Below are 20,905 nucleotides of genomic sequence, written 5' to 3'. Positions count from 1 at the left end.
GGCACCCCAATGGTTGAGACTATTGGCAAGATCGCTGTATTCGCGCGACCAAGTGTTCTCTGTCGGTCAAGATGTCGAGCAGATAGATCATGGGGACGAGGACGATGTCGGCGGGAAGGGCACCGTTGTGTTCGGCCAGGACCGAAGCGTCAAGGTTGAAGCCGTGTGTTGTATTGCGCCGAGCATTCCAAAGATGCTGAAGACGAGTTGTTTCTGTTGAATTGGGGTCAGGACTCGGAACGAAGAATCCGTTCAACACTTGCTCTGCTGCGCGGAGGCCGCGGTAGGCGGGAGCCATGATTAGCGGTCTGATTCGCGCGGGGACGTGTGTTTCAATGGCGGCGATGCGTTTGCGCAGTCGCTTCGGCGTCATGAGCTGCCCAATGCCGTTGCTACCTGTAAACCGATCCCCGAGCAGGTCCATGGCAGGAAACATGAGCATGAGTTGGGCAGCTTGGTCTCGTGGGTGCCGCGCAATCGCGCTGATGCGCCCCAACAACTGTTCGAAGTTGAGCATCCACCCTTGGTGTGTGGCGGGATCGTATCGTCCAGCGGCGTCGATGTAGGTCATTGGGGAGAATATGTCTAGGAGAGTGTCGTTTAGGCGTCCAGCCCACCAGTCAACTGCTTCTGAGAACGCCGCCTTGTGGAGTTCATCCGGATCGCACGAAATACTGTCGAAGTCTTGGGACGGGTTGTTGTGAAACAGGATTCGCAGTGTGTCGAGCGAATCTCTGCTGGCTCCGTGTCCGAGCCCCGGGAGTTGCCGTCCCAGGGTGTAGAGGATCAGTTGGCCATATCTGGGTGCGGCGAAGCCCCACATCGTGGGGGTAAGATTTCCCAGCAAGGGCGCGAAGTAGATGCCACCGAAGACCGTTCCTTCGAGAAGTCCGCTGGATGCTTGAAATGCAAGACTGTGCGGATCGAGCGCAGATTCGGCGATGATCTCCTCGGCTGTGTTATATCGCAGTCTCAAAAATATTTGAGGCAGTTTTGACCATCGGTACAAGATTTCGTTGATGCGAATGTCATGGACGGAGTGGCGCGGGAAAAGAGGTTCTCTGCCGCCGTCGGTACTGGTGAGTGGCACAGCCGCCAAAACCTCGCTCCCCCACTGCGTGGTCGCAGGAACCTGTTGGCCCGGGACTGCAATCAGGGTCGCGGTTATTCGGTCAAACAGTGCCGGGAGGGTCTGGGCTTCGTCGAGTGTTTTGACCAGGTCCTCAAATTCTGCGGACAGTTCGGGGCCCATTCCACCGGGTGGGTTCGGTGTGGGAGGGGTGGATACATCGAACCTGCTGCGGGTCAGCGCGGGGCCGTGAAGGACTTGCGACTTAATTAAGGTCATCGGCTTCCCGGAAACCTGCCAGGTATCCTGACCAGGGGTTGGACGTTTTTCGATCTGAAGGCCGAAGTGGCTGAGCAGCCCAGCGGGCTGGCCTCCAAACATCTGCGAGGGAAGACTAATTTTCACTTCGCAGTACGTCCGGCGGCGTTCAGGGACGGATGGCAGATGTTGACGTCGTGGACCACAAGGACACCATACGGTTTGCTACCGACATGGTGGACCTTTACAACTCGATATTTGTGACGGCATTGCCAATAAGGGGTGCGGATTCGCGTCGGTACCCCGCTCCCCCGTTTCGGTGCGGGTGTCGGCAGCATCAATCAAGCATGCAGCGAAGACTATTGGGTGAGCCAAAAGCGTCAGGCGGCCATTCACTCACAGCAAGCTAATGACAGTCCCTCATTCCCCAACACACCTGAAACTACGATGTCCCCATGCCCACCGGCCGCTTCGCTCCCAGTCCCTCAGGCGATCTCCATCTCGGAAATCTAAGAACCGCACTGCTGGCCTGGCTCTTCGCTCGCTCCACTGAGCGACGTTTCGTCATGCGCGTCGAAGACCTCGATCGCGTCAAAGCCGGCTCGGAGCAACGACAACTCGACGACCTCGCCGCCATCGGACTCGATTGGGACGGGCCCATCATGCGGCAATCCGAGCGTCGGGAAATCTACGACGCCACGATTCGCACGCTCACCGCCGCCGGGCTGACGTACGAATGCTTCTGCACGCGTCGGGAAATATTGCAGGCCGCATCCGCGCCCCATGCACCCGACGGCGCGTATCCCGGCACCTGCCGAAATCTGACCGCTGACGAGAAAGCGGCGAAGGACCGCCCACCAGCCATCCGATTACGTTCGCAGGTAACCGAATTCACCATCGTCGATCAGTTGCACGGACTGTTCCGAGGCCAGGTGGACGACTTCGTACTTCGCCGATCGGACGGTGTGCCCGCCTACAACCTCGCCGTCGTCGTCGACGATGTCGCACAAGGCGTCGACCAGATCGTGCGCGGCGACGACCTGCTCACCTCCGCCCCGCGGCAGGGATATCTGGCGCAACTTCTCGGCCTCACCCCCGCCACCTACGTCCATGTGCCCCTCGCACTCAATGTCGAGGGCAAGCGCCTGGCCAAGCGGGATGGCGCGGTGACGCTGCGCGAGCGGCCCGACGCGTGGTCGCTCATCACCGCCTCGCTCGGCATGCCAAATGCGAAGAACGCCGAGGAATTGCTCGAACAGTGGAAGCCGACGCGGGTACCGCGCGAACCGTGGGTGTTCGACCCCGCGAATCTCTGATCTACGAGCCGATCGAGATCACGTTGCAATGCGACAGGGCCCAACTCGGGAGGAATCGGACGTACAGTAGCCGCGACAACTCTTCCCGAGGGAGAAGGACACGATGACCTCAGGCGGCTACGACCCCGACAAGGATCCACAGAACCCCGGCGGCTATCCCCCGCCGCAGGGCGGTTACCCGCCCCCTCCCCAGGGCAACTACCCACCACCTGAGCAGGGCGGCTACCCACCACCCGGAAACTACCCACCGCCCCCACAAGGCAACTACCCGCCGCCTCCGGCCTTCGGTGAGTCACCGATGCCGACGCAGCTGTCCGTGGGAACGGCCATCGGCTACGCATTCAACAAGTTCAAGGACAACGCCCTCGTCTGGGTCGGCATCGTCCTGATCGCCGCGATCATCCAGGGCGTCCTGAACTTCGTGTTGAGCTCCGACAATTTCGTCCTCGGCTTGATCTTCAGTGTCATCGTCGGAGTCGTCGCGCTCCTCATCCAGGCGGCACTCGTCCGCGGCGCTCTGCACGAGGTGGACGGGATCAAGCCCGCGTTCGGGTCCTTCTTCCAGTTCGGCAACGTCGTGTCCGTCGTCATTGCCGGCGTCCTCGTCGGCATCGCCACCAGCATCGGCTTCGTCCTGCTGATCATCCCCGGACTCGTCATCACGTTCTTCACGTGGTGGACCTTCCAGTTCGTCATCGACCGCGGCGACGAGCCGATCCCCGCCATCAAGGCGAGCGCTCAGGCGATCGCGTCCAACGGTGGGACCCTCTTCGTGCTTGCACTCGCCCTGGTCGGCATCAACATCGTCGGCGCTCTTCTGTTCGTAGTCGGTCTGCTGGCCTCCATCCCGATCACGATCATCGCCGGAACCTACGCCTACCGCGTCACGGTGCGCGGACGCGTCGCCTGACCTGAGATCCGCCTCGATGGGCGCGCATCCCTCACCCGGGATTCGCGCCCATCGTCGTCTCGGTGCTTGGATCGAGCAGTGACTACTACCGAACACACCGCCGCCAACGGCGGCACCGAGTCTGGGCAGGCCACGTTCGCTCACATCAGCCGGGGCTACTACCCCACCATCGTCGCGCTTTTCGTCGCGACGCTGCTGATCTCGAACGTGGCCGCCAGCAAAGGTGTCGCCTTCTTCGCCTCGTCCGACGTCATGCTCGGACCACTGCAGATCCTGCCGATCAACACCGACGGCGCATTCTTCCTGTTCCCCCTCGCCTACATCCTCGGCGACGTCCTCAGCGAGGTCTACGGCTTCAAAGCCGCACGCCGCGCGATCTACCTCGGCTTCGGCTCCCTGATCCTCACCTCGGTGTCCTTCTGGATCGCCATCGAACTCCCGGCCGCGTCGTTCTACGAGAACCAAGAGGCACTCGAAACCGTCGTCGGTGTCGTTCCCCGACTCGTCCTCGCCGGTCTCGCCGGCTTTGCCGTCGGCCAGCTCCTCAACTCCTACGTCCTGGTCAAGATCAAGGAACGCACCAAGGAAAAGCACCTGTGGGCACGCCTGATCGGCTCGACCGTCGTCGGCGAATTCTTCGACACACTGATCTTCTGCGCCATCGCCGCCGGCGTCATCGGCATCAGCACGTGGACCGACTTCATCAACTACGTCGTCGTCGGATTCCTGTGGAAGACACTCGTCGAGGTCCTCGTCCTTCCCATCACGTACCGCGTCATCTCGTACATCAAGAAGCGCGAACCGTCGTACCAGAGCAGTTAGCTCGCGACCCATTCTCGACTGACCTCGAGGTAGCGCCCTCTCGCTGCCTCGAAGGTCGCGACGGCCCGGGTTCCCGGCCAGTCCTCCGGCGTCATGGACGGCGGGAGGCCCGGGTCGACGTAGGGAATGACGCGCCACTCGTCGAGTAGCGTCGCGAACGTGACGAACGCGTCCCGCGGATTCCGAGCCGGCGCGACGGTCTCGTAAGCGGAAAGAAATGCCCGATGCCGATCGGCGATGCCGGCCAGATCCCACCATTGCGCAGCGCTCTCACGCAACGTGGTCGGCGGCGCGACCTCGGAGGCGACGAACGTCGTCACGTAGGGCGAGAGCTCCAACGCGTCGACGATGGCACCGGCCTCGTCCGCGAGGTACTCGGGTGCGATCCACAGACCAGGTGAGACTGTGCCGCAGCCTATTCCGGTGAGTCGACGCCTCAGCTGGTGGCGCGCTGCGCGTTGGGTCTCGGGGATGGTGAACGAGATGAGCCGAAACGGATCGCCGTCGGCCATCCGCCGAAACCCGAAGATCCGACCGTCGCCGCGCGCGAACATGGCGTCGGCCTGCTCGGTGATGCGATAGCCGGTGCGGCCCTCACGATTACTCGATTCGACGACGCCCTTCTTCTTCAACCTGGCCACCGCGATGCGCGTGCTCTCCGGTGGCACCCCGAGCGCGTCCATCCAGACGACGACATCGGCGATGGCGAACCACCCTCCGAGCGGGCGAACGTAGGCCCCGAGCACCGTGCGCACCAGTGAGGTGGCGCTTCCCGGACGAGAGTCGAAGTCGTCGAGGATCGCCCCGGCAGTGCTAGGCGCGGAGTTCGTCACGGATAGCCACGATTCCCAGATACACCTCTCGGTAGGAAGTACTGAGAGGGCTCAATCCCAGGCGAATACCCTGCGGCGCGCGGTAATCCGGGATGACGCCCTTCTCCCACAGGCGAGCGGTGATCGCCTTGAACTCGGGATGGTCGATGGTGACGTGCCCGCCGCGTCGATTCGAGTCCTCGGGTGAGGCGATCTCCACCCCGAGCGGTACCAGCATCTCGCGGACCAGTTCGAGGGCGTATTCGGTGAGTGCGACAGACTTCGCGCGTATCGCGTCCATCCCCACCTCGGCGATCATCTCGATGGTGTCCTGCATCGCGATCATGCCGAACACCGACGGCGTGCCACTGATGACGCGTCGAATACCCTGTGCCGGAACATAACCCTGCGCCATCTCGAACGGATCGGCCCGACCCATCCAGCCCCAGATCGGCTGGACGAAATCGTCCTGGAGATCGCTGCGCACGTACGCGAAGGCTGGCGATCCGGGTCCTCCGTTGAGGTACTTGTAGGTGCACCCGACGGCCAGATCCACTCCCCAGGAATCGAGTTCGAGCGGTACCGATCCGACGGAATGGCACACGTCCAGCAGCATCAGTGCTCCGGCAGCATGCGTGATGCGCGTCGTCTCGGCCACGTCGACGAGGAAGCCCGACCGGTAGGCGACGTGGGTGATCACCACCAAGGCGGTGTTCTCCCCCACCACCTCGGCGAGTTGTTCCGGCGTGATGCCACCGCGAGGGTCCGTCTCGATCCATCGCAGGGTCATATTCAGCTCTGCTGCAATGCCTTCGAGCAAGTATCGGTCGGTCGGGAAGTTGTCCCGGTCGATGACGATCTCGGTGCGGCCCGGCCGCATGGCGATCGCCGCCCGCGCCAGTTTGTACAGCAGTACCGTCGTCGAATCGCCGATGGTGGTCTGACCGGAGGCTGCCCCGAGGGTGGCGTCGGCCAGGGCGTCGCCGATGGTGACGGGGAGGTCGAACCACTGCTCGTCCCAGCCACGGATCAGGCGTCCACCCCAGGCCTGCGTCATGAAGGTGTTGATGCGTTCGACGCTGGCCTTGGTGGGCCGGCCCAACGAATTGCCGTCGAGATATGCGCTGATCGACGGGTCGTCGCTACCGAGGAATTTGTCGCGGTAGCTGCGGAGTGGATCCTTCTCGTCGAGTTCGAGTGCACGTTCCGTCATCGTCCGATGTCCGTTCTCACAGCGAGTAATTCGGGGAAGAAGGTGAGTTCGAGTGCCTTCTGCAGAAATCCGACACCACTCGATCCTCCGGTCCCGCTCTTCATCCCGATGGTACGGAGCACCGTCCGCATGTGTCGGAAGCGCCACAGCTGGAAGTTCTCCTCGAGATCGACGAACTCTTCGAAGGCCTCGTACACCGCCCAATGTTCGGTGTGGTTCTCGTAGACGAACTTGATCAGCGGCATCAGGTCCTCGTTGAACGTGTACGCCGCGGTGACGTCGCGATCGAGGGCCGACGCCGGTACGTCGTAGCCCTTCCGCGCCAGCGACTGCCAGAAGGCGTCGTACAGGCTCGGTTCATGCAACAGAGTCGAAAGCTGTTCGGAAGCAGCCGGATCCGATTCGAAGACCTTCAGCATGCCCGCGTTCTTGTTGCCGAGCACGAACTCGACGGCGCGGTACTGATACGACTGAAAGCCCGAGGAATTGCCGAGGAAATTCCGAAACTGCGAGTACTCCGTCGGGGTGAGTGTGGCCAGCACCGACCACTGCTCGGTCAGTGTCTTCTGAATGTGCTTGACCCGGGCCACGCATTTGAGCGCGGTGCCGATGTCGTCGGCATCGAGAGCTGCTCGCGCGGCCAGGGTCTCGTGCAGCACCAGCTTGAGCCACAGTTCGGTGGTCTGGTGCTGAATGATGAACAGCAGTTCGTCGTGATGCTCGGGGGTGGACACCGGCTTCTGGGCGCTGAGCAACGTGTCGAGGTCCAAGTACGCGCCGTAACTCATACGGTCGCTGAAGTCGATGACGACGGTCTTCTCAATTGCGCGGGTATTGCCTTCGACGCTCATGGCTGGTCCTCGAGGTGATGGGCTGATACGGCCAGCGTATTACAGAATCGTGCCGCCCGCTAGATCGACGACATATAACGGTTTCGTGAATGCCACCCGTCGCCTATCCTCGAAGTAGTCGAGTCGAGTGAGGAATCGCAGTGCGTAGAGCGTCCGGACAGTTGGAGGAGTCGATCCTCGAGTTGCTCGGCGAGCACACGGAACTCTCGGTGGCCCAAGCCCGCGAGTATCTTGGCTCGGATCTCGCCCACACCACGGTCATGACCGCTCTGGTGCGCCTGCACGGCAAAGGCCTGGTCGATCGCGAGCGGCGCGGGCGGTCCTTCGTTTACACCCTCAACGCCCCGGTCGACGAGATCCCGGCTCTTCGGGCTGCGATGCGAATGCGCACCGAACTCGGTGCCAGAGCCGAACGCGCAGACGTACTGGCCAGCTTCGTGGCCGCACTCGACCCCGAGGACGAGGCGACGCTGCGCGAACTGCTCGCCAAGTCGGACGCAGCCGAGCAACACCCATGACCCTGCTCCTGGTCGTCGCCGTGCTGCCGTGGGTGCTGTCGCTGCTGCTGGGATTCGGAGCCGATCAGCTCGACCGTCGACTCAATCCGTCGACCGCCGTCGTCCTGTTGCCCATCCTGTCCATGGTGACCGCATTCTCCGTGGCAGCGTCCATGGCCGCACTCGCTGCGGTACTGCTGGCGTCAGGTGAGATTGCCTGGCTATCGGTGGGAATCGTCATCTGCGCGTGGATGTTCTGGCGCGTGGTCGAGGTCGCCAGCCATGTTCGACGCGTCGCCGTCGGTGCGTCGATCGCATCGGAATTCGGTGACGAGGCGCGGGCGACAGGCGGCATCGTTGTGGTCGACTCCGACGTTCCCGACGCCTTCGCAGTCCCCTCCGGCGGAGGTGCCGTCGTGATCACCACCGGCCTCGCGGAGGCTCTGTCGGACAACGAATTACGCGCCGTGATCGAACACGAGCGTGCGCACCTACGGCATCGCCACAGCGTGTGGATCCAGATGTGTGAGATTGCAGCTCGACTGAATCCGATTCTCGGGCCGGTGCCGTCGAAGGTCCGGCACGCCGCCGAGCGTCAGGCCGACGAGAGCGCAGCGTCTCTCGGGCGTCGAGACACGTTGTCTGCCATCGCCAGAACCGCCCTGCTGCGGAAACAACTCGACCATGGAACCCGCACGCTCGCCAGTACCGGCGGCGACGTCGTTCGCCGCGTGCAGGCCCTCAGCGAACCACCACGGCACCGTCGTGATCGCGGGATTCTCGCGGCCGGTTTGGTGCTGATCCTCGCCTTCACCGTCATTTCCACGGCACTGTTCGATGTCGTTCAAGATGTGGTGGCCCCCGAAACCGGAGAAGTCGCCACCTCGATCTTTCGCTGATCTCAGATACCGGCGACGCCCGCCAGTTGGCCGATCGCATAGGTGACGGCCATCGCGATTGCGCCACCGATCACGATACGAGTCACCGCCGGCCGACTCGGCGCACCGCCGAGGCGCGCACTGATGGTTCCGGTCAACGCCAGAGCCAGCAACACGACGACAAAGGTGACCGGAATACGTTGCGAAGCAGGCAGAAGCAGGATCGAGAGCAACGGCAAAAGCGCACCGCTGATGAACGACACCGCCGACGATGCGGCCGCTTGCCATGGATTGGTCAACGCGTCCGGGTCGATTCCCAACTCGACGTCCACGTGCGCGGCAAACGGATCGTGTTCGGTGAGTTCGCGCGCAACGGTCTGGGCAGTCTCTGCCGAGAGCCCCTTGGCCTCGTACAGTGCCGCGAGCTCAGCCAATTCTTCCTCGGGCTGCTCGTCCAGCTCTTTGCGTTCCTTGATCAACAGGGATCGCTCGGCGTCGCGCTGCGTGCTCACCGAAACGTACTCGCCGAGCGCCATCGACACAGCCCCCGCAACGAGCCCGGCAACACCTGCAGTGAGCAGCGACCCCCTGTCGGTGGTGGCCGCTGCTACACCGACCACCAGGCCGGCAGTGGAGACGATGCCGTCGTTCGCGCCCAACACGCCTGCCCGCAGCCAATTCAGCCGACCGGACATATCCGCATGCGGTTCGTGCTCGTGCAGGCTCGGCTCGGGCTCACTCATCGACGGCCGTCACCGATACGTCATCCCATGCGGCGCGCGCGCCGGACTCACCGATTCTGTACACCTGGACGATTGTGGTCGCTCCGACCACCACTGCCAACACCACCACCGCAATCGACTGCCATCGCACGGGGGTATTGCCCCGACGCTCACGCAGATGCAGGAACACGAGCGCCGCGGCGACGACGACAAGACCGACGGAGAAGAAGATCATCCAGTCGCCGATTTCGGCGTGCTGTTCGACCGCAGCAGTCTCGGGGACGCGCTTCTCGAGCCACTCGCCTGCCTCGGTCGTCAGCGGCGTCAACACCAACGTGAACACCGCCAGGGCTGCGATGAGCCACACGAGACGGCTGCGCACACCGGACCAGATGCCGGCCGCGATGGCGAGCAGCGCGGTCAGCGGTGCCAGCACCACGATGAAGTGAACGAGAAGAATGTGGGCCGGTAGGCCGTTGAAGGTGGACATGCGTTCTCCCGCTGGCTTGGAAAGTCGCGTGCACCTCACGCACAGCACATGCTACACGTTGTGTAGTAGTTGCATGGATGGATCTAATGCCGCCAGGGATCGCCACGCTGAGTCGGGTGCTGCGACCATCGCACGCACGATCTGCTCGAGACTCCGTCCCAACGCGACAACGGTATTCGCGTCGAACAGTGCTGTGGGATAGACGATGTCGACGTCGATACCGATAGCCTTCCCTTGGTCGTCCCGCCGTTCGGTGACGTGCAGATGCAGGTCGCATTTGGCGATGTCAATCGGTCGGGGTGTGATCTCGACACGCATGCCCCCCAGGTCGAGGGTTGCGGCGGCGAAGACATCCAGAGACAGCGCGACCTGGAAAATCGGGTGCTGCCCGGCCGCCGTGTCAGGAGCGAGCTCGGCGACGACATCTTCGAACGGCACCGACGCATGATCGAAGGCGCGCAGCTCGCTCCCACGGGCCGCCTGCACCACGTCCTCGACAGTCGTAGCGGACGCGATGTCCGTCCGAATCGCGACGGTGTTGGTGAAGGTACCGACCAGCTGCTCGAGCCTCGGATCGTCGCGTCCGGCAACCGGGGTCCCGACGACGATATCCGTGGATGTCGTGAGTTCGGCGAGCAGAATCAGCAGTGCTGCGCGCAGCACGCTGAATCGTCCTGTCCCACAACGCTGGGCAAGTTCGGTGATTTTCTCCGTGGCGGGTGCATCGAAGCGAAGCGATGTGCGCGCACCGGAGAAGTCCCACTCCTGTGTACGTGGCCGGTCAAACGGCAACTCTGTGCCGCTGGGGACACCTGCGAGTTCCGCGCGCCAGAACTCGATGTCGGCCGATACATCCCGATCGGCGGCCCAGACACTGTAATCGGCGTACTGCAAGGGCAATTCGGGCCACGACGGTGCACTGCCGGCCATCCTGGCCTGATAAGCCAGTACGAAATCCGAGGCCAGCAGCCCGAGAGACCACCCGTCCGCTGCGATGTGGTGAACGGCGCACGCCAGCACGTGGTGATCGGGTGCTACCGCGAACAGGCGAGCACGGATCGGGAATTGGGTACGCACGTCGAAAGGGTGCTCCATGGTCTGCAGTACCTCGGCGTCATCGAAGTCGACCACGTCGAGGTTCGGTGCCACGGCGGCAGAATCCTGCTCGATCACCTGAACTGGAGCCCCATCGACATCCGGGTAGCGCGTCCGCAGCGTGCTGTGTCGCTCGGTCAGATCGGTCAACGCGTGCGAGGCTGCCGCTGGATCGAACTCCCCTGTTATCGACACCGTGAACGGCAGATTGGACAGCGGTAGCGCTGCACTGCGATCGATGTGGCGTTGCTGCGGTGCCAGCGGAATTGCGAGCACGTCCTGCGACATACCTTGTTCAGGTCGCGAATTGTGCCGTAGTCCGACACGACGGCGTGCATCGATCCGTGCCGCGAAGGCCTGCACGGACGGAGCCACCGCAAGGTCTCGCACGCCAATGTCCACCGATGCCTCGGCCCGGATCGATGCGACGACTCTGGTCGCGGCGAGCGAGTCACCACCGAGGTCGAAGAACGAGGTGGCGCAGTCGATGTCATCTGTGTCGAGTACACGCGAGAAGGCTGCCGCCACCATCTCCTCGGTCGCACCGGACGGCGCAGTTCGGTCCCCGGTCGACAACATGGACAGATCGGGTGCCGGCAGCGCTCCGCGATCGATCTTCCGGTTGATCGTCAGCGGAATCTCGTCGAGAACCGAGATCGTCGCCGGGACCATGTGGGCAGGCAGACGCCCCACGAGATCGTTGCGGATTCGCGTCGTGTCGACGAGCTCCCCCGGCCGCTTCGGGACGATGTACCCGTCGATACGAAGGTCACCAGTACGGCTGCGGTGCAACGACGACGACGCCGCAGCGACCTCCGGATGCGATCGCAGTGCCGCGTCGACCTCCCCGAGTTCGACGCGATTGCCGCGGATCTTGATCTGGTCGTCGGTGCGTCCGAGGAACTCCAGCGTCCCGTCTCCGCGTAGACGCGCCCGATCTCCGCTGCGGAACATCCGAAGACCGGTGCTGCCGAACGGATTCGCAACGAAGCGAGCTGCCGTTTCTGCGGTGCGCCCGAGATATCCGCGCGCAACGCCGGGGGTCTCGATGTAGATTTCGCCGACTGCACCCGAGGGAACCGGCCGCAACGCCCGATCGAGAAGGTGAATCACCGTCCCCACCATGGCTCGACCGATTCCGTCCACGCTGCCCGGGTTCAGAGCCTCGGTCATGGTAACACTGCAGGTCGTCTCGGTGGGCCCGTAGGCGTTGAGCAGTCGTCGACCCACCGACCATCGACCGACGGTGTCCTGCGGTGCCGATTCACCGCCGATGATGATGGTCCCGACATGCGACAGGGCTGCGGGATCCAGCGTGGCCAGCGCCGAGGGCGTGATCAGCAGATGTGTGATCGATTGCTGGGCAATCAGTTCCGACAGTTCTGCGCCGCCGTAGCTATCCGGCGGAGCGATCACCACTGCCGCGCCGGCGGTTGCTGCGGCAAGCACTTCGACCACAGCGGTATCGAACCCGTGAGAGGCGAGATGACAGACGCGCGACTCGGCGTCGAGGTCGTAGCTGCTCCTGATCTGTTGCACCAGAGCGGCGATGCCACCGTGGGTGACGACGACGCCCTTGGGAGTGCCGGTGGAGCCGGAGGTGTAGATGACGTACGCCGCGTGGTGTGGTGTCGTCGGCGCGGGTTCATCACCCGGGCCTCCCTCCGCGAGAACGTCATCGAGGCTCAGCCACTCCACCACACCCAGCTCGGCACCTCCGGTGCACAGGCCCAACACCGCTCCGCTGTTTCGCACCACGAACTGCGCTCTCTCGCGCGGGTGATTCGGGTCGACCGGAACGTACACCGCACCGACTCGTGCGATGGCCCAGAACGCGACGACGCCCTCCGCGGATCGGCCGATACGCACAGCGACCCGGTCCTCGGTACCGATTCCTCGCGCACTCAAGGCGGATGCGAGTGCGGCGACTCTCTCATCCAACTCCGCGTAGGTGACCGACACCTCCGCATCCTGGATCGCAATTCGATTGCCGTGCTGCATGATTGCCATCGAAAAGACGTCGTTCAGAGATCCACGCTCGGTCACGGCCGCGCCCACCGAGGCGGGCGTCGTACACCGCTCGTCGGGCAAGAACAGGTCGAGGTCTGCTATCGCGGTAGCGCCGTAGCCGGATTCGGCGAAACGGTCAAGAAAGTACAGGAATCGAGCATGGTGGCGCGCCAGGTCGCTCGGTGTGTAGGCGGCAGGGTTGGCCTCGAAGTCGATGCGAGGACGCGCTCCACCTCGACCGGGGTAGATGTTGACGGCGAGGTCGGACACCGGGCCCGTCGTCAGAATGTTGATCTCACCGTCGAAGTCGCCGATGGCCACGGTGTTCGCGAACATCATCACGTTGATCGTTTGCCCGAAAAGCCCTGCGCTCAGCGCATTACCACTCTTGGACAACTGAGGTCTGCTGCGCTGATGGCGGAGCACGGCACCGATCGCCACCTCGGTGGACTTGATCACGTTGTTCACCGTCGCAGATCCGATGCCCGGCAGGCTCAGCGGCACAACGTTCGACAACGAGGAACCCGCCCGGCGCAACATCGCCGTCGGCCGCGCCGAGACCGGCAACGACAGATCCACGTTCTCGGTGTCGTTCATACGCGCCAGGTACGCGGCGAAGGCAGCGATCACCACAGTCGATGTCGCATAACCGGCAGCGGTCGGAGAAACCGATCGATCCTCGCCGACGACGATCGGCACCGATGCAGGTTGAACAATTCGGCCGAGAGGCTCGGCGTGACCCAGGTCTGCGGACTGCCAGTGCGCTCGATCGCGTCGTGCGCGGGCGGAGGTGCGGTAGCGCTCGTCCTCGGCGACAAGCGCGGCCGGCGTCGTCGGGTCGACAGCCACAGGCTCGACGCCACCGGACGCGGCGGCATACAGGGCCGCCGCCCGCTCGAGTACCTTCATCGAGGCATAACCGTCTAGCGCGATGTGATGGGCTCGGGTGTACCAGAACACGCGATCGTCCCCGACGCGAAGGACACACAACCGCACGAGCTGGCCGTCCATCGAGAACGGCGTGCGGCAATCGTCTTCCATCCACTGCGTCGCCGCGTCGGCCGGCCGGTCGTGTTCGCGGAAATCGAGGATCTCCACCCTGTCGGTCTCCCGAGGCTCGAACCGCTGCATCGGGGTGCCGTCGACCTCGATGATTCGCATCGTCGACGACGAGAACTCTCGATGCGCCCGGCTACCGCACTCGACCAGCGAGTCCAGGTTCACAGCGCCGATGATGTCGACGAAATACGCAATGGTGAAGGGCACGTCCGGCATGAACTGTTGAGCAATCCAGATATCGGCCTGGGACGAACTCACAGGTAAGGCGTCGTCGAACATGGTGGTCCCCCCAGGGCGTGCTGCTACTACACAGTCGGTAGTATTACCGTACGCCCCGATCCGAAGTGACGGTGCCGAGCGCGTCAGGCAGCGGCCTGAACGCGGGAAACACCAGGCCTGTCCTAAGGTGACACCCGTGCCGCAGAGCAACCACTATCACCACTTGATGTTCGGCCCTGCTGCGATTGCGCGGCAGAAGGTCGACGGTAGTTACACCGCCTACGGCTCACAGACCGAGCGACCCGACGACGGCCCGACGCCTCTCGACACTCGCGAGAAGGCCATGATTCGCGCGCTCGATCAATTCCAGATCGCCACCGTCGCCGAGACCGGGTGGCCCTACATCCAGTACCGAAGTGGCCCGAAAGGCTTTCTGCAGGTTCTCGACGATCACACGCTGGGTTTCGCCGATTTCGCCGGTAACCACCAGTACGTCACGGCTGCCAATCTCGATCACGACGATCGCGTCGCACTGCTTCTGGTGAATTACCCTCTGCGCCAACGCCTCAAGCTCTACGGACGGGCACGTACCGTCGAAGCGGCCGACGACCCCGAACTGCTGGACCGGCTGAAAAAGATCGGCGACATGACCGTCGCCGCCACGTGCGAACGCAGCGTCGTCATCGACGTCGAGGCATTCGACTGGAACTGCACCCGCAGCATCATCCCCCGCTACGACGCGGCCTACCTCGCGGAGCTCTCCGAGGTCTACCAGCGCAAAGCCGGCGAACGGGAACAGGAACTGCTACAGCGCATTTCGGAGCTCGAAGATCAGCTCACGCAGTTTTCGACGCATAGAAGCGACCCAGGAACTCCGTCTTGAATTCCGCGAAGCGTCCCTGATCGATGGAGGCGCGAATGTCGTCGACGAGTTTGACCGTGAAGCGCTCGTTGTGGATGGTGCACAGCGTCGACGCGAGCATCTCCTTGGCCTTGAACAGGTGATGGATGTACGCGCGGGTGTAGTGCGCGCAGGTGTAGCAGTCGCAGTTCTCGTCGATCGGGGTGAAGTCGCGACGATGCTTGGCGGTGTTGATGTTGAAGCGTCCCGTCGGCACGTAGATCGCCGCATTACGTGCCACGCGTGAGGGATTGACGCAGTCGAACGTGTCGGCACCGTTCTCGATGGCGGTGAAGAAGTCGTCCGGCTCGCTGATGCCGAGCATGTGCCGCGGCTTGTGTTCGGGCAGTTCCTCGTTCACCCACCGAGTGATGGTGCCCAGGTTCTGCTTTTCGAGTGCGCCGCCGATGCCGTAGCCGTCGAAGCCGCGTCCTGTCTCGCCGGTGATGGTCTCGAGATCGTGCGCGGCCTTGCGTCGTAGATCCTCGTACTGCGCTCCCTGCACCACCCCGAACAGCGCTTGATACGGCTTGTCGGCGCGCTCGACCGTCAGCCGTTCGTGCTCGAGGACGCATCGCTTTGCCCACGCCTGCGTCCGATCGACCGACTTCTCTTGGTAGCCGCGGGTATTCATCAGCGTGGTCAGCTCGTCGAACGCGAACATGATGTCTGCTCCGAGGCGATGCTGAATCTGCATCGACACCTCGGGAGTGAACCGATGCTTGGAGCCGTCGAGGTGGGACTTGAACGTCACCCCGTCGTCGTCGACGTGCGCGAGACGTTCCTTGCCCTCGGCGATGACGTCGTCGGACTGCACGCGCGTGGCGTCCATCGAGATGACCTTCTTGAACCCCACGCCGAGCGACATCACCTGAAATCCGCCGCTGTCGGTGAACGTCGGCCCGTCCCAGTTCATGAACTTGCCCAGCCCACCCGCCTCGTCGACGATGTCCGAGCCCGGCTGCAGATACAGGTGGTACGCGTTGGCGAGCACCGCCTGAGCGCCGAGTTCCTTCATCGCCTCCGGCAGCACCGCTTTGACGGTCGCCTTGGTTCCCACCGCGATGAACGCGGGGGTGGCGATATCACCGTGCGGGGTGTGGATGGTGCCGGTGCGGCCCAACTCACCGTCGAGCCGGGTGCCGATATCGAAGCCGAAACTGGAGGAACTCACCGCGTCAGTATGCCGCTTCGCCGCTTGTGAGCGGAAACTCGTAGCAGGCTACGAGGCAGGAGTGGAGCCTGCGGAACGACCGGTGACTCAGCCGTGCACCTGCGGCGGAGCCGCTCCCGCCGCATTCAGGCGGAAGTAGGCACCCTTGGCCGCGAGCAGTTCCTCGTGATTGCCCTGTTCGACGATGCTGCCGTTTTCCATCACCACGATGGTGTCCGCGTCGCGGATGGTCGAAAGCCGGTGCGCGATAACGAAGCTGGTGCGATCGGTGCGCAGCTTCGCGGTGGCCTTCTGCACCAGCAGTTCGGTGCGGGTGTCCACCGAGCTGGTGGCCTCGTCGAGGATGAGGATCAGCGGCTTGGCCAGGAAGGCGCGGGCGATGGTGATGAGCTGCTTCTCACCGGCGCTGACGTTGTTGCCTTCCTCGTCGATGATCGTGTCGTAGCCGTCGGGCAACGAGTGGACGAAGCGGTCCACGTAGCTCACTCGCGCGGCCTCGAGGATTTCTTCCTCGCTGGCACTCGGGTCGCCGTAGGCGATGTTGTCGCGAATGGTTCCGCCGAACAGCCAGGTGTCCTGCAGCACCATTCCGGTGCGAGCGCGCAGTTCCTCACGGGTCATCTTGCGGGTGTCGACGCCGTCGAGGGTGATTCGGCCGGAATCGATCTCGTAGAACCGCATGATGAGGTTCACCAGGGTGGTCTTGCCCGCGCCGGTCGGTCCGACGATCGCGACCAGATGTCCGGGATCGGCCACCAGCGAGAGGTTCTCGATGAGCGGGCGGTCGGGAGAGTAGCCGAACGAGACGTCCTCGAATTCGACGCGTCCTCGGCGCTCGGTGGGCCGCACCGCATCGGCCGGGTCGGCGTCCTCTTCCTCGGCGTCGAGGACCTCGAAGATGCGCTCGGCCGACGCGACACCCGACTGCACCAGATTCACCATCGAACCCACCTGCGTGAGCGGCTGCGTGAACTGACGCGAGTACTGGATGAACGCCTGCACCTCACCGAGAGTGAGTGTGCCCGACGCGACCCGCAGCCCGCCGACCACGGCGATGACCACGTAGTTGATGTTCCCGAGGAACATGATGACGGGCATGATCATGCCGGAGATGAACTGCGCCCGGAAGCTCGACTGGAACAACTTCTCGTTGCGCTCGCCGAACTCGCGTTCCACCTCGGCCTGACGACCGAAGGCCTTGACGATCTCGTGGCCCGTGTACGTCTCTTCGATCTGCGCGTTGAGCTTGCCGGTGTGCTTCCACTGCGCGACGAAGTGCGGTTGTGAACGCTTGGCGATCACGGCGGTCACCGCGAACGACGCCGGAATGGTCAGCACCGCAACGAGAGCCAGCAACGGCGAGATCCAGATCATGACGCCGAGAATGCCCAGCACGGTGAGAATGCCGGTGATCAACTGACTGAGCGTCTGCTGCAGGCTGGTGGAGACGTTGTCGATGTCGTTGGTGACGCGGCTCAGTGTCTCGCCGCGAGCGTGGTTGTCGAAGTACTTGAGCGGCAGGCGATGCACCTTCGCTTCGACGCTACCGCGCAGCAACAGGATTCGACGCTGCAGCGCGATGTTGAGGATGTATCCCTGCGCCCAGGCCAGCACCGCAGAGAGCACATACAGAACCAGGACCCACAGCAGCACGGTTCCCACTGCACCGAAGTCGATTCCGGCTCCGGGGGTCAGGTTCGTCCCGGACACCAGATCTGCGACGGAGTCGTTCCCCTCCGCCCGGAGCTGGTCGATGGCCTGATCTCGGGTCTGACCCGGATCGAGCTCGCGGCCGACGACGCCGTTGAAGATGAGGTCCGTCGCGTGTCCGAGGACGCTGGGTGCCGCGACGGTCAGCACGGTGCTGGCGATACCGAACAACAGCATCACCGACAGGAGCAGACGCTCGGGAGCGAGCAGGCCCACCAGACGCTTGAACGAACCTTTGAAGTTGCGGGCCTTGGTTCCCGGCTTCACAGTCTTGGAGACGGGGGCGATCTCTTCCTCTTCCGTCTTCTCCACCTGCGCGGTCACAGTGCACCCACTGCGTGCTGCGAGTCGACGATCTCGGCGTAGGTGGGGCAATCGGCCATCAATTGGTCGTGGGTACCCACACCTACCGGCTTTCCGTCGTCGAGTACGAGAATCTGATCGGCGTCGATGATGGTCGAGACGCGCTGCGCGACAACGATCATGCATGCATCTCTCGTCACTGCCTTCAGAGCCGCGCGCAGATTGGCGTCGGTGGTGAGGTCGAGTGCGGAGAACGAATCGTCGAACAGATAGATGCTGGGTTTGCGCACCAGAGCGCGGGCGATGGCGAGGCGTTGCCGCTGACCGCCGGAGACCGTCGTACCGCCCTGCGCGACGGGAGTGTCCAATCCCTCCGGCATGGCCCGAACGAAGTCGGCACCCTGGGCGATCTCGAGTGCCTCCCACAGTTCCGCGTCGGTGGCGTCGGACTTGCCGTAGCGCAGGTTGCTCGCGATGGTGCCCGAGAACAGGTACGGCTTCTGCGGGATCAGACCTATCTCGGAGCGCAACAGATCCAGATCGAGTTCGCGGATGTCGACGCCGCCGACGCGTACCTCACCGCCGGTGACGTCGATGAGTCGCGGAATCAGGTTGACGAGGGTGGACTTTCCCGAGCCGGTGCCGCCGATGATGGCGGTGACCTTGCCGGCCTCGGCTCTGAGGTTGACTCCGCACAGCACCGGATATTCGGCACCGGGGAAGGAGAATTCGGCGTTCACGAGCTCGACCGTTCCCGGCGAGGATGCGAAAGTCTTGGGCTTGTCCGGCAACACGACCGAGGATTCGGTGGCCAGTACCTCACTGATGCGATCGGCACACACCGACGCGCGGGGAACCATCATCGCGATGAAGGAGGCCATCATCACCGACATGAGAATGAGCATGATGTAGCTCAGAAGTGCTGTGAGAGAACCGATCTGCATCGTGCCGTCGTCGATCGCGTGGCCACCGAACCAGATGACGGCAACGCTGGTGACGTTGCTGATGAGCATGACCGTCGGGAACATCAGTGCCATGAGCCGTCCGACGCGCAGGGCGGTATCGGTGAGCGCGGCGTTGGCCGACCCGAAACGGTCGATCTCGAAATCCTCGCGAACGAAGGCTCGCACCACGCGAATTCCGGTGATCTGCTCGCGCAGGACACGATTGACGGCGTCGATACGCTTCTGCATCGAGCGGAACGCCGGGACCATCTTGACGATGATCAGGCCCATGGAGATCGCGAGCCCCGGCACCGCGATCATCAGGATCCACGACAACCCGAGATCCTCGCGCAGCGACATCACGATGCCGCCGACGCACATGATCGGTGCCATCACCACGATGGTGAACCCCATGACGATCACCAGCTGCACCTGCTGAACATCGTTGGTGTTGCGGGTGATCAGCGACGGCGCTCCGAACTGGCCGACCTCACGGGCGGAGAACGTGCCGACGCGATGCAGGATGGCACCGCGCAGGTCGCGTCCGACACCCATGGCCGCGCGCGCACCGATGAACACCGCGGCCACCGAGCTGATGATCTGCACTGCCGAGACCAGCAACATGACTCCGCCGGCCGAGAGGATGTAGCCGGTGTCGCCGGTGGTGACGCCCTTGTCGATGATGTCGGCATTGAGACTGGGCAGGAACAGGGCGGCCAGCGTGGCGACCAGTTGCAGCAGAATCAACGCGACGATCGGCATCTTGTACGGAGCCAGATACGTGCGCAGCAGGGGGATCAGCATGATGACCGAAGATTACTCGTACACATGGATAACAGTCTCTCCGTTCGAGTATTACGGGTAATCTTCGGCCTCAGCCGCGACGCAAGTACTACGCGCTCTTCTCCGGGGCCGTCTTCAGCTTGGCACCTTCGATGTCGACGTTGGGCAGGATCTTGTCCAGCCACTTCGGCAGCCACCAGGCCTTGTCGCCCATCAGCGCCATCACCGACGGGATCAGCACCATGCGCACGACGAAGGCGTCGAAGAACACGGCTGCGGCGAGCGCGAATCCGATGGACTTGATGAACGAGTCCGGCTCGGCGATGAAGGCGGCGAACACCGAAATCATGATGACTGCAGCCGAGGTGACCACGCGTGCGCCGTACTTGAAGCCGTTGACGACGGCGTCCTTGGCGGCGGCTCCGTGGACGAACTCCTCACGCATCCGCGAGACGAGGAACACCTGGTAGTCCATCGCCAGGCCGAACACCACACCGATGAGGAAGATCGGCATGAAGCTGACGATCGGCTGCGGGTTGGAGATCAGGCCGAGCCCGCCCTCTTGGAAGATGAACACCGTGGCACCGAACGTCGCGAGCACGCTGAGCAGGAAGCCGAGTGTCGCGGTCAGCGGCACCAGGATCGAGCGGAACACCAGCATCAGCAGCACGAACGCCAGGCCGACCACCACTGCCAGGTACGGGATCAAGGCGTCCTGCAGTCGTTCGGAGACGTCGAGTTCGAGCGCCGTCTGGCCGGTGACGCCGTACGAGACGCCGTCGCTGGCCTGCACGCCCAACAGCGAGCAGACCAAGGACCTGGTGGCCAATATCCGCAACGCCGAACCGTGTCTCTTATACACATCTCCG

17 protein-coding genes are annotated in these 20,905 nt (G+C 63.3%); 6 read left to right on the top strand and 11 right to left on the bottom strand.

Annotation, left to right across the window (positions count from 1 at the left end; all coding sequences use genetic code 11):
• Nucleotides 1-19: 19 nt before the first annotated feature.
• A complete protein-coding gene (locus CH256_RS04835) occupies nucleotides 20-1,474 on the bottom strand; it encodes a hypothetical protein (RefSeq protein WP_143536524.1) in 1,455 nt (484 codons plus the stop codon).
• Nucleotides 1,475-1,782: 308 nt separating this feature from the next.
• On the opposite strand from CH256_RS04835, the gene gluQRS reads away from it, so the two are divergent.
• The 3 genes from gluQRS to CH256_RS04820 all read left to right on the top strand — a co-directional run bounded on the left by gluQRS (nucleotide 1,783) and on the right by CH256_RS04820 (nucleotide 4,375).
• Nucleotides 1,783-2,643 (top strand): tRNA glutamyl-Q(34) synthetase GluQRS, encoded by an 861-nt coding sequence (gene gluQRS, locus CH256_RS04830; RefSeq protein WP_094669010.1) that lies wholly within the window; start codon nucleotides 1,783-1,785, stop codon nucleotides 2,641-2,643.
• 103 nt (nucleotides 2,644-2,746) lie between these two features.
• Nucleotides 2,747-3,553, top strand: a complete 807-nt coding sequence (locus tag CH256_RS04825) for a hypothetical protein (protein ID WP_094669009.1) — start codon at nucleotides 2,747-2,749, stop codon at nucleotides 3,551-3,553.
• A gap of 78 nt (nucleotides 3,554-3,631) precedes the next feature.
• Entirely contained in the window at nucleotides 3,632-4,375 is a 744-nt protein-coding gene (locus CH256_RS04820; protein WP_094669008.1) for a queuosine precursor transporter, read from the top strand.
• Here CH256_RS04820 and CH256_RS04815 read toward each other — a convergent pair.
• The 3 genes from CH256_RS04815 to CH256_RS04805 are packed head-to-tail and all read right to left on the bottom strand — an operon-like array spanning nucleotide 4,372 to nucleotide 7,251.
• On the bottom strand, nucleotides 4,372-5,208 hold the full coding sequence (locus CH256_RS04815; RefSeq protein WP_094669007.1) for a PaaX family transcriptional regulator: 837 nt from the start codon (nucleotides 5,206-5,208) through the stop codon (nucleotides 4,372-4,374). The two genes, CH256_RS04820 and CH256_RS04815, sit on opposite strands and share 4 nt — an antisense overlap.
• On the bottom strand, nucleotides 5,189-6,400 hold the full coding sequence (kynU, locus tag CH256_RS04810) for a kynureninase (RefSeq protein ID WP_094669006.1): 1,212 nt from the start codon (nucleotides 6,398-6,400) through the stop codon (nucleotides 5,189-5,191). The genes CH256_RS04815 and kynU overlap by 20 nt, the downstream gene beginning before the upstream one ends.
• Complete coding sequence (locus CH256_RS04805; RefSeq protein WP_094669005.1) at nucleotides 6,397-7,251, bottom strand: tryptophan 2,3-dioxygenase; 855 nt, start codon at nucleotides 7,249-7,251, stop codon at nucleotides 6,397-6,399. The genes kynU and CH256_RS04805 overlap by 4 nt, the downstream gene beginning before the upstream one ends.
• A gap of 140 nt (nucleotides 7,252-7,391) precedes the next feature.
• Here CH256_RS04805 and CH256_RS04800 point away from each other — a divergent pair, with 140 nt between their 5' ends.
• Together CH256_RS04800 and CH256_RS04795 are read left to right on the top strand one after the other, a co-directional pair.
• The gene (locus CH256_RS04800) at nucleotides 7,392-7,769 is read left to right on the top strand and encodes a BlaI/MecI/CopY family transcriptional regulator (protein WP_094669004.1); all 378 of its coding nucleotides are present in this window, start codon (nucleotides 7,392-7,394) and stop codon (nucleotides 7,767-7,769) included.
• Nucleotides 7,766-8,647, top strand: a complete 882-nt coding sequence (locus tag CH256_RS04795) for a M56 family metallopeptidase (RefSeq protein ID WP_094669003.1) — start codon at nucleotides 7,766-7,768, stop codon at nucleotides 8,645-8,647. Before CH256_RS04800 ends, CH256_RS04795 begins: the two co-directional genes overlap by 4 nt.
• 2 nt (nucleotides 8,648-8,649) lie before the next feature.
• On the opposite strand, the gene CH256_RS04790 is transcribed toward CH256_RS04795, so the two are convergent.
• From CH256_RS04790 to CH256_RS04780, 3 genes are read right to left on the bottom strand one after another with little or no spacing between them, the layout of a single operon-like run.
• A complete protein-coding gene (locus tag CH256_RS04790) occupies nucleotides 8,650-9,369 on the bottom strand; it encodes a VIT1/CCC1 transporter family protein (protein ID WP_094669002.1) in 720 nt (239 codons plus the stop codon).
• Nucleotides 9,362-9,838: a DUF2231 domain-containing protein gene (locus tag CH256_RS04785; RefSeq protein WP_094669001.1), complete on the bottom strand. Its 477-nt coding sequence runs from the start codon at nucleotides 9,836-9,838 to the stop codon at nucleotides 9,362-9,364. The genes CH256_RS04790 and CH256_RS04785 overlap by 8 nt, the downstream gene beginning before the upstream one ends.
• A 51-nt stretch (nucleotides 9,839-9,889) precedes the next feature.
• Nucleotides 9,890-14,260, bottom strand: coding sequence for an amino acid adenylation domain-containing protein (locus CH256_RS04780; protein WP_256989367.1), 4,371 nt, complete (start codon nucleotides 14,258-14,260; stop codon nucleotides 9,890-9,892).
• Nucleotides 14,261-14,417: 157 nt separating this feature from the next.
• On the opposite strand from CH256_RS04780, the gene CH256_RS04775 reads away from it, so the two are divergent.
• Complete coding sequence (locus tag CH256_RS04775; RefSeq protein WP_255183178.1) at nucleotides 14,418-15,104, top strand: pyridoxamine 5'-phosphate oxidase family protein; 687 nt, start codon at nucleotides 14,418-14,420, stop codon at nucleotides 15,102-15,104.
• On the opposite strand, the gene tgt is transcribed toward CH256_RS04775, so the two are convergent.
• From tgt to CH256_RS04755, 4 genes are all read right to left on the bottom strand, one after another.
• On the bottom strand, nucleotides 15,058-16,296 hold the full coding sequence (gene tgt / locus CH256_RS04770; protein ID WP_094668999.1) for a tRNA guanosine(34) transglycosylase Tgt: 1,239 nt from the start codon (nucleotides 16,294-16,296) through the stop codon (nucleotides 15,058-15,060). The genes CH256_RS04775 and tgt overlap by 47 nt on opposite strands.
• Nucleotides 16,297-16,383: 87 nt before the next feature.
• Nucleotides 16,384-18,318 carry an ABC transporter ATP-binding protein gene (locus tag CH256_RS04765; RefSeq protein WP_306438702.1) on the bottom strand — a complete coding sequence of 645 codons (1,935 nt, stop codon included), beginning with the start codon at nucleotides 18,316-18,318 and terminating at the stop codon, nucleotides 16,384-16,386.
• Nucleotides 18,319-18,326: 8 nt separating this feature from the next.
• Nucleotides 18,327-20,057 carry an ABC transporter ATP-binding protein gene (locus CH256_RS04760; protein ID WP_068054689.1) on the bottom strand — a complete coding sequence of 577 codons (1,731 nt, stop codon included), beginning with the start codon at nucleotides 20,055-20,057 and terminating at the stop codon, nucleotides 18,327-18,329.
• Between the two features lie 88 nt (nucleotides 20,058-20,145).
• Nucleotides 20,146-20,905: MMPL family transporter (locus tag CH256_RS04755; RefSeq protein ID WP_179272002.1), on the bottom strand; the 760-nt coding region annotated here is incomplete at its 5' end.

Origin of the sequence: Rhodococcus sp. 05-2254-6, from assembly GCF_002258565.1 — a bacterium.
Lineage (GTDB): Bacteria > Actinomycetota > Actinomycetes > Mycobacteriales > Mycobacteriaceae > Rhodococcoides.
Note: the sequence above shows the minus strand (reverse complement) of the source record. Positions and strands in the feature narration are given on the sequence as shown.

Excerpts from the sequence above, each read along its gene's own strand:
- gluQRS (WP_094669010.1), top strand. The coding sequence starts at position 1,783 with ATGCCCACCGGCCGCTTCGCTCCCAGTCCCTCAGGCGATCTCCATCTC.
- CH256_RS04825 (WP_094669009.1), top strand. The coding sequence starts at position 2,747 with ATGACCTCAGGCGGCTACGACCCCGACAAGGATCCACAGAACCCCGGC.
- kynU (WP_094669006.1), bottom strand. The coding sequence starts at position 6,400 with ATGACGGAACGTGCACTCGAACTCGACGAGAAGGATCCACTCCGCAGC.
- CH256_RS04805 (WP_094669005.1), bottom strand. The coding sequence starts at position 7,251 with ATGAGCGTCGAAGGCAATACCCGCGCAATTGAGAAGACCGTCGTCATC.
- CH256_RS04795 (WP_094669003.1), top strand. The coding sequence starts at position 7,766 with ATGACCCTGCTCCTGGTCGTCGCCGTGCTGCCGTGGGTGCTGTCGCTG.
- CH256_RS04790 (WP_094669002.1), bottom strand. The coding sequence starts at position 9,369 with ATGAGTGAGCCCGAGCCGAGCCTGCACGAGCACGAACCGCATGCGGAT.
- CH256_RS04785 (WP_094669001.1), bottom strand. The coding sequence starts at position 9,838 with ATGTCCACCTTCAACGGCCTACCGGCCCACATTCTTCTCGTTCACTTC.
- CH256_RS04760 (WP_068054689.1), bottom strand. The coding sequence starts at position 20,057 with ATGCTGATCCCCCTGCTGCGCACGTATCTGGCTCCGTACAAGATGCCG.